The 8,266-nt window shown below is 66.7% G+C and carries 6 protein-coding genes and 1 pseudogene; all 7 read left to right on the forward strand.

Features of this window, described 5'->3' with window-relative positions:
- Positions 1-62: 62 nt before the first annotated feature.
- A pseudogene (gene nuoH, locus GLP40_RS32450) lies at positions 63-1,253 on the forward strand (NADH-quinone oxidoreductase subunit NuoH); the annotation flags it as partial.
- Entirely contained in the window at positions 1,248-1,823 is a 576-nt protein-coding gene (gene nuoI / locus GLP40_RS34290; protein WP_268867210.1) for an NADH-quinone oxidoreductase subunit NuoI, read from the forward strand. The pseudogene nuoH and the gene nuoI, both read left to right, overlap by 6 nt.
- A 5-nt stretch (positions 1,824-1,828) precedes the next feature.
- Entirely contained in the window at positions 1,829-2,683 is an 855-nt protein-coding gene (locus GLP40_RS32455; protein ID WP_154791850.1) for an NADH-quinone oxidoreductase subunit J, read from the forward strand.
- On the forward strand, positions 2,680-2,979 hold the full coding sequence (nuoK, locus tag GLP40_RS32460; RefSeq protein WP_328290927.1) for an NADH-quinone oxidoreductase subunit NuoK: 300 nt from the start codon (positions 2,680-2,682) through the stop codon (positions 2,977-2,979). Before GLP40_RS32455 ends, nuoK begins: the two co-directional genes overlap by 4 nt.
- A gap of 19 nt (positions 2,980-2,998) precedes the next feature.
- Positions 2,999-4,870, forward strand: a complete 1,872-nt coding sequence (nuoL, locus tag GLP40_RS32465; protein ID WP_196054879.1) for an NADH-quinone oxidoreductase subunit L — start codon at positions 2,999-3,001, stop codon at positions 4,868-4,870.
- 29 nt (positions 4,871-4,899) lie between these two features.
- A complete protein-coding gene (locus GLP40_RS32470) occupies positions 4,900-6,516 on the forward strand; it encodes an NADH-quinone oxidoreductase subunit M (RefSeq protein WP_328290928.1) in 1,617 nt (538 codons plus the stop codon).
- On the forward strand, positions 6,513-8,150 hold the full coding sequence (gene nuoN / locus GLP40_RS32475; RefSeq protein ID WP_154791843.1) for an NADH-quinone oxidoreductase subunit NuoN: 1,638 nt from the start codon (positions 6,513-6,515) through the stop codon (positions 8,148-8,150). The genes GLP40_RS32470 and nuoN overlap by 4 nt, the downstream gene beginning before the upstream one ends.
- Positions 8,151-8,266 lie beyond the last annotated feature (116 nt).

Genomic DNA, 8,266 nt, shown 5'->3' on the forward strand with positions numbered 1-8,266 from the left:
TCGCGGGGCCCTCCGTGGTGACGCAGGCTGCCTCCTCCGGGCCCGACGCGAGCACCCTGAGTATGTTCGGCCACGACCCGTGGTGGCTGGTGCTGGTCAAGTCCATCGGCATCTTCATATTCCTGCTGCTGACGCCGATGCTCGCGGTGTACGCCGAACGCAAGATCGTGGCCTTCATGCAGATGCGCGTCGGCCCCAACCGGGTCGGCCCGCGCGGCAGTCTGCAGTCCATCGCCGACGGCGTGAAGATGCTCCTCAAGGAGGACATCGTCCCGGCCATCGTGGACAAGCCGATCTTCATTCTCGCGCCGGTGATCTCGCTGATCCCGGCCGTGATGGCGTTCGCGGTGATCCCGCTCGGGCCGCAGGTCAGCATGTTCGGGCACCGGACGCCATTGCAGCTCACCGATATGCCCGTGGGCGTGCTCTTCATCCTGGCTATGACCTCGATCGGTGTGTACGGCATCGTGCTGGCGGGCTGGGCGTCGGGTTCCACCTACCCACTGCTCGGCGGTCTGCGCTCCACCGCGCAGGTCATCTCCTACGAGATCGCCATGGCGCTGTGCTTCGCGGCGGTGTTCTTGCTCTCGGGCACGATGGCAACCTCGGGAATCGTCAAGGCGCAGAACGGAACGTGGTATGTCTTCCTGCTGCTGCCGTCGTTCCTGATCTACGCGGTGTCCATGGTCGGTGAGACCAACCGCGCGCCCTTCGACCTCCCCGAGGCCGAAGGCGAGCTTGTCGGCGGCTTCCATACCGAGTACTCCTCGCTCAAGTTCGCCATGTTCATGATGGCCGAGTACATCAACATGGCCACCGTGTCGGCGCTGGCCACCACGCTGTTCTTCGGCGGCTGGCACGCGCCGTTCCCGATCAGCCTGTGGGCGGGCGCGAACTCGGGCTGGTGGCCCCTGCTGTGGTTCATCGCCAAGGTGTGGACGTTCCTGTTCGTATTCGTCTGGCTGCGCGGCACGCTGCCCCGACTGCGCTACGACCAGTTCATGAACTTGGGCTGGAAGCTGCTGATCCCGGTGTCACTGGCCTGGGTCATGTTCGTGGCCACGCTGAAGGTGTTGCAGGACAACGGGGCCCATATCGAGACGCCGGGCCTGGTAATCGGCGGGATCGTGGTCGCGGCCATGCTGCTGGGGCTGGTGATCCGGGCCGGACACGCGGGCGACGACCGCACCAAGGCTGCGCCGGACCCGGACTCCACCCGGGAGTACTCCGAGTTCCCGGTGCCGCCGATGCCCGCCGCACCTCTGGCGGCCGCGCCGAAACCCGGTCTGTTGGAACCGCTCGGTGGCTTCATGGTCACCGCGTCCACCATGTTCAAGAAGCCCAACACCGAGCTCTACCCCGAGGTCAAGACCCCGACCGCGCCGCGCTATCACGGCCGACACCAGCTCAATCGGCACCCGGATGGCCTCGAGAAATGCATCGGCTGCGAACTCTGCGCGTGGGCCTGCCCGGCCGACGCCATCTATGTCGAGGGCGCCGACAACACCGAGAACGAACGCTACTCTCCCGGTGAGCGGTACGGCCGCGTCTACCAGATCAACTACCTGCGCTGCATCGGCTGCGGCCTGTGCATCGAGGCGTGCCCGACCCGAGCGCTGACCATGACCAACGACTACGAGCTCGCCGACGACAATCGCGCCGACCTCATCTACGAGAAGCAGGACCTTCTCGCGCCGATGCAGCCGGGCATGATCGCCCCGCCGCACGCCATGTACCCCGGCGCTGACGAGGGCTCCTACTACCGCGGTGAAGTTCCCGGCGCCGCAAGCGAACTCGCCGGAGCGGAAGGGGCGCAGAAATGATCGACATGACGGCCCAACCGGCCCAGCAGATCGTCACCCATACCTCCACCGGTGAGGCGGTGCAGTTCTGGATCCTCGCCGTGGTCGCGGTACTGGGCGCGCTCGGCATGGTGTCCGCGCGCAAGGCCGTGCACTCGGCACTGTGCCTGGCCGCCACCATGATCACGCTGTCGGCCTTCTACATCGCACAGAGCGCGCTGTTCCTGGGCGTCGTGCAGATCGTCGTCTACACCGGTGCGGTCATGATGCTGTTCCTGTTCGTGCTCATGCTCGTCGGCGTGGATTCCGCGGAATCGCTGCGCGAAACCCTGCGCGGTCAGCGGCTCGCGGTCATCGTGGTCGGCATCGGATTCGGCATGCTGCTCATCGGCGGCATCGCGAACGGGATGAGCGGCAAGAGCGTCGCCGAGACCGGACCCGGCCTGGGCGGCAACGACACCATCGGGGCGCTGGCCGAACTCATCTTCGTGCGCTACGTGTGGGCGTTCGAGCTCACCGGCGCGCTGCTCATCACCGCCACCATCGGCGCCATGGTGCTCGCGCACCGCGAGAAGTTCGGGCCGCGCACCGATCAGCGGACGCTGTCGAAGGAACGCTTCCGCCAGGGCACGCGGGTCACGCCGCTGCCCACGCCCGGCGTGTATGCCCGCCACAATGCCGTCGATGCGCCCGCGCGACTGCCGGACGGCTCCTTCGAGGAGCTGTCGGTCAGCACCATCCTGCGGCACCGGCGCAACCGCGCTCACACTGAGGCTGCGGTCCTCACCGTCGGCGATGGCGGTGACATTCAAGGGCGCGGCAACGGCCACAACGACAACGGCGAGAACGGCAACGACTCCCACGAGGAAGGCTTGCGGTGAATCCGGACAACTATCTGTATCTCTCGGCCCTGCTCTTCACCATCGGCGCGGCCGGAGTCTTGGTGCGGCGCAATGCCATCGTGGTGTTCATGTGCATCGAGCTCATGCTCAATGCGGTGAATCTCGCCTTCGTCACCTTCGCCCGCACGCACGGCAACCTGGACGGCCAGGTGTTCGCCTTCTTCACCATGGTGGTGGCCGCCGCCGAGGTCGTGGTCGGGCTGGCCATCATCATGAGCATCTTCCGCGCCCGCCGCTCGACCTCGGTCGACGACGCCAGCCTGCTGCGGTACTGACATGGATACCGCACAGATAATGCTGTGGCTGCTGCCGGCGCTCCCGCTCGCCGGCGCCGTGGTCCTGTTGCTGTTCGGCAGGGTGAGTGACACGTGGGGCCACCTGCTGGGCACCGCGCTGGCGCTGGCCTCGTTCGGGGTGGCGGCCTGGGCGTTCAGCGAGATGCTGGACCGGTCGGATTCCCAACGGGCCGTGCGCTACAACCTATTCGAGTGGCTGCCGGTGACCGGGCTGAAGGTGGACTTCGCGCTGCAACTGGATCAGCTGTCGATGTGCTTCGCACTGCTGATCACCGGCGTCGGTTCGCTGATCCATATCTACTCGGTCGGCTACATGGCCCACGATCCGGGCCGGCGGCGGTTCTTCGCCTACCTCAACCTGTTTCTGGCCGCCATGCTGGTGCTGGTCCTCGCAGACAACTATCTGGTGCTGTACCTCGGCTGGGAAGGCGTCGGCCTGGCGTCCTACCTGCTGATCGGGTTCTGGTACGAGAAGCCCTCCGCCGCAACGGCCGCCAAGAAGGCGTTCGTGGTCAACCGGGTCGGCGACATGGGATTGGCCATCGCGCTCATGATCATGTTCGCGACCTTCGGGACCATCGACTTCCGGGGCGTGTTCGGGGCCGCTGACCACGCGAGCACCGGAACCCTCACGGCCATCGGGCTTCTGCTGCTGCTCGGCGCCTGCGGCAAGTCGGCACAGGTCCCGCTGCAGTCCTGGCTCGGGGACGCGATGGAGGGTCCGACTCCCGTGTCGGCGCTCATCCACGCGGCCACCATGGTCACCGCCGGTGTCTACCTGATCGCCCGGTCCAACCCGATCTTCGATCTGGCTCCGGGCGCGCAAGCAGCGGTCATGGCCGTCGGCGTGGTCACCTTGCTGTTCGGTGCCATCATCGGCTGCGCCAAGGACGACATCAAGAAGGCCCTCGCGGCCTCGACCATGAGCCAGATCGGCTACATGGTCCTGGCCGCCGGGCTCGGCCCGGTCGGCTACGCGGCCGCCATCATGCACCTGCTGACCCACGGCTTCTTCAAGGCCGGGCTGTTCCTCGGTGCGGGATCGGTCATGCACGCCATGAATGACGAGACCGATATGCGCCGCTACGGCGGACTGCGCAAGCTGCTTCCCGTCACCTATGTCACCTTCGGCCTGGGATACCTTGCGATCCTCGGTGTTCCGCCCTTCGCGGGCTTCTGGTCCAAAGACCGGATCATCGAAGCGGCGTTCGCGCACGGTGGGTTCGGCGGCATCGTCACCGGCTTCGCCGCGCTGTGCGGCGCGGGCATCACCGCCTACTACATGACCCGCGTCATGATCCTCACGTTCTTCGGCGAACGCCGCTGGCGTGAGGGCGTGCACCCGCATGAGGCGCCCACCTCCATGACCGGACCGATGATCCTACTGGCGTTCGGATCGGTGTTCTCCGGCATGCTCTTCGCCTACGGTTCCTCACTGACCAACTGGCTGGCCCCGGTCGTCGGCGAGCACCACGGCGAAGCGTTCATTCCCGCCTGGGCGATCACCTTCTTCGCGCTCGCGGTGGTAGCGGCGGGGATCTGGGTGGCCTACGACCAGTACGCGCGCGCCGAGATCCCCGAAACCGCGCCCGCCGCAAGCCCCCTCGTCGAGGCCGCCCGCCGCGACCTCTACGGCGACGCCGCCAACGAGGCCGCCTTCATGCGCCCCGGCCGGCATCTGACCCGCTTACTGGTCTTCGTCGACAACCGCGGCATCGACGGTCTGGTCAACACCACGGCGGCCGTCATCGGCGGCCTGTCTGCCCGGATCCGGCGCGTGCAAACCGGTTTCGTGCGCTCCTACGCCCTGTCCATGTTCACCGGCGCGGCCCTGGTGGTCGCCGCCCTGCTGGCGGTGAGGTTTCTGTGAACGAGCTTGCGAGTTCATCATCGGGCACGGTGAGCGGATTTCCCTGGCTGACCGCGCTGTGGGCGATGCCCCTGGTCGGAGCCGCTCTCGCGCTGCTGTTCCCTGCGGGCTGGCGCACCGGAGTGCGGGCTTTCGCGCTGCTGGTCTCGTTGGGCCCCCTCGGCGTCGGCATCTGGCTGGCCACGCAATTCGAAACCGGTGGAGAGCAATACCAATTCGTCGAGAATCAGCAGTGGATCCCGGCCTTCGGGGCGGGTTACACCCTCGGCATGGACGGCATCGCCCTGGTTCTGGTCCTGCTGACCGCCGGTCTGGTGCCGCTGCTGCTGGTCGCCGGATGGCAGGACGAGCGTGAGGTCGGCACCGGCCCGCGCGTCGCGCACCTCTACGTCGCACTCACCCTGGTCGTCGAGTCCATGGTGCTGATCTCGTTCACCGCGTTGGACATTCTGCTGTTCTACGTGTTCTTCGAGGTCATGCTCATCCCGATGTACTTCCTCATCGGCGGCTTCGGCCCGCGGACCGGGAATGTGGCGGCGCGACAGCAGCGGTCGCGGGCGGCGGTGAAGTTCCTGCTGTACAACCTGTTCGGCGGACTCATCATGCTGGCCGCGGTTATCGGGCTGTACGTCATCACCGCGCGCGAGAAGCTGGGCAGCGGCGGCGGTGGGACGTTCGACTTTCGAACGGTCATGGAGGCGGCCAACTCCGGCCACCTCGGCGCGACTCCGGCGGTTCTGAACGCTTTGTTCCTCGGCTTCATGTTCGCGTTCGCAGTGAAGGCGCCGCTGTGGCCGCTGCACACCTGGCTGCCGGATGCGGCGGTCGCGGCCACGCCGGCCAGCGCGGTGCTCATGATGGCGGTGGTCGACAAGGTCGGCACCTTCGGCATGCTGCGCTACTGTCTGCTGCTGTTCCCTTCGGCCACATCGACTTACGCGCCGCTGATCAGCGTGCTCGCGGTGATCGGCATCATCTACGGCGCGCTGCTGGCCATCGGCCAGACCGACGTGATGCGCCTGATCGCTTACACCTCGATCTCCCACTTCGGCTTCATCATCCTGGGCATCTTCGCGCTGACCACCCAGGGCGGCACCGGCGCGACGCTGTACATGGTCAACCATGGCATCTCCACCGCCGCACTGTTCCTGATCGCCGGATTCCTGGTGTCGCGCAGGGGATCCCGCCTCATCGCCGAGTTCGGCGGAGTCCAGAAGGTCGCGCCCGTCCTGGCGGGCACCTTCCTCATCTCCGGCCTGGCCACCCTCTCCCTGCCCGGCCTGGCGCCGTTCATCAGCGAATTCCTCGTCCTGATCGGCACATTCACCCGTTACCCCGTGGCGGCGATCTTCGCGGCCTCCGCGCTGGTGCTGGCCGCGCTGTACGTGCTGTGGATGTACCAGCGGATGATGACCGGCCCGGTAAAAGAGGGCAACGAGCGACTCTACGACCTGCTCCCCCGCGAAATGGTGGTCGTGATCCCGCTGATCGTCGCGCTGCTGTTCTTGGGCGCGTACCCCAAACCGGCGCTGGACCGCATCGATCCGGCGGTCGCCCGCACCCTCACCACCATCGGACAGCACAATCCGGCCCCGGCCGTGCAGCCGGAGGCCGCCCAGACGAACACCGGAGGTGCCCACAAATGAGTGGAGGTCTGCTGCTCGCCGCCGGGTTTGACACGCGACTCGCCGCGACCGTCCCCGCGCCCAGCATCGAATACCGAGACCTGTCCCCGATGCTGATCGTGTTCGGCGTCGCCGTCGCGGGCGTGCTCGTGGAAGCGTTCGCGCCGAGGCGATCCCGCTATGTGATTCAACTCGTGCTCGGACTGGGCGGTCTGGCTGTCGCGCTCGGCGCGGTGATCGGACTGCGCGATGTGAGTGAGACCGCCGTCGTGGGTGCCGTTGCCATCGACGGAGTTTCGCTGTTCCTGCAAGGAACCATCCTCGTGGTGGGCATCCTCGGGCTGCTGTTCATCGCCGAACGCCGCGCCGACCGCATGCCCGTCCGCCGCGAAGGCCCCGGCACGTGGAGCCTGACGGCCTCCCGCGGCGGGGCGGACGCCTTCACCCCGCAGGCGGCCGCCACGCCCGGCAGCCTCGACGAAATCGCCGCCGCCAAAGCCGGAGTCGCGACTACCGAGGTCTTCCCCCTCACCATGTTCGCGCTCGCCGGTCTCATGCTGTTTCCCGCCTCGAACGACCTGCTGACCATGTTCGTGGCGCTGGAGGTACTGTCACTGCCGCTATACCTGCTGTGCGGGCTCTCGCGTCGTCGCCGTCTGCTTTCACAGGAGGCGGCGCTGAAATACTTCCTGCTGGGCGCGTTCTCGTCGGCGTTCTTCCTGTACGGAATGGCGTTGCTGTACGGCTACGCCGGCACCATCCGCCTGGCAGGCATCGCCGAAGCGGTGACCCGGGACGCCGGAAACTCCCACATCCTGGCAATTCTCGGCATCGCGATGCTGTCCGTCGGCCTGCTCTTCAAGATCGGCGCGGTGCCCTTCCAGTCCTGGGTCCCCGACGTCTACCAGGGCGCGCCGACGTCCATCACCGCATTCATGGCCGCCGCCACCAAGATTGCCGCAGTCGGTGCAATGCTGCGCGTGCTGTACGTAGCGGTCCCAGATCTCCGCAATGACTGGCGACCGGTCCTCGCGGCCGTCGCCATCGCCACCATGGTCGTCGGCGCGATCCTCGCCGTCACCCAGTCCGACATGAAGCGCATGCTCGCGTATTCCTCGGTGGCACACGCGGGTTTCATCCTGACCGCCCTCGTGGCCGCCACGAAAGCGGGTGTCTCCTCCATCCTCTTCTACCTCGCCGTCTACGGCCTCGGCACCCTCGGCGCTTTCGCCATGGTCAGCCTGGTCCGGGACGAAAACGGTGAGGAGGCAACGGCGCTGCCCGCCTGGGCGGGCATGGGCCGCCGCTCCCCGTGGCTTGCGACCATCTTCTCGCTGTTCCTGCTGTCCTTCGCCGGCATCCCGCTCACCAGTGGCTTCATCGCCAAGTTCGGCGTCTTCGCCGCGGCAACGGGCGGTGACGCCGCGACCCTGGTGATTGTCGGTGTCATCTCCAGCGCGATCGCGGCCTTCTTCTATATCCGCGTGATCGTCCTGATGTTCTTCACCGACCCACCTACCACCCCGCCGACGGTGGTCTACCCCACCATGACAAGTACCGTCACCGCCCTGACCGCCGCGGCCACGCTCGTCCTCGGCATCTTCCCGCAGCCACTTCTCGATCTGGCGAAGAGCGCCTCGTCCTTCACACACTGAGCATCTACCTGCCGTGGGCCCGCTGCCGTATTGGCAGCGGGCCCACGGCATTACCGGCCACAGAGCCAAAGACGATTACGGCGATCCGGGTTCCGATAGTCATCTCCGAAGAACAA

Source organism: Nocardia aurantiaca (genome assembly GCF_009708175.1).
Lineage (GTDB): Bacteria > Actinomycetota > Actinomycetes > Mycobacteriales > Mycobacteriaceae > Nocardia > Nocardia aurantiaca.

What these genes read in the sequence shown, in the direction of transcription:
- nuoI (WP_268867210.1), top strand. Translation starts at nt 1,248, where the DNA reads ATGCCCGCCGCACCTCTGGCGGCCGCGCCGAAACCCGGTCTGTTGGAA.
- nuoN (WP_154791843.1), top strand. Translation starts at nt 6,513, where the DNA reads ATGAGTGGAGGTCTGCTGCTCGCCGCCGGGTTTGACACGCGACTCGCC.
- nuoL (WP_196054879.1), top strand. Translation starts at nt 2,999, where the DNA reads ATGCTGTGGCTGCTGCCGGCGCTCCCGCTCGCCGGCGCCGTGGTCCTG.
- GLP40_RS32455 (WP_154791850.1), top strand. Translation starts at nt 1,829, where the DNA reads ATGACGGCCCAACCGGCCCAGCAGATCGTCACCCATACCTCCACCGGT.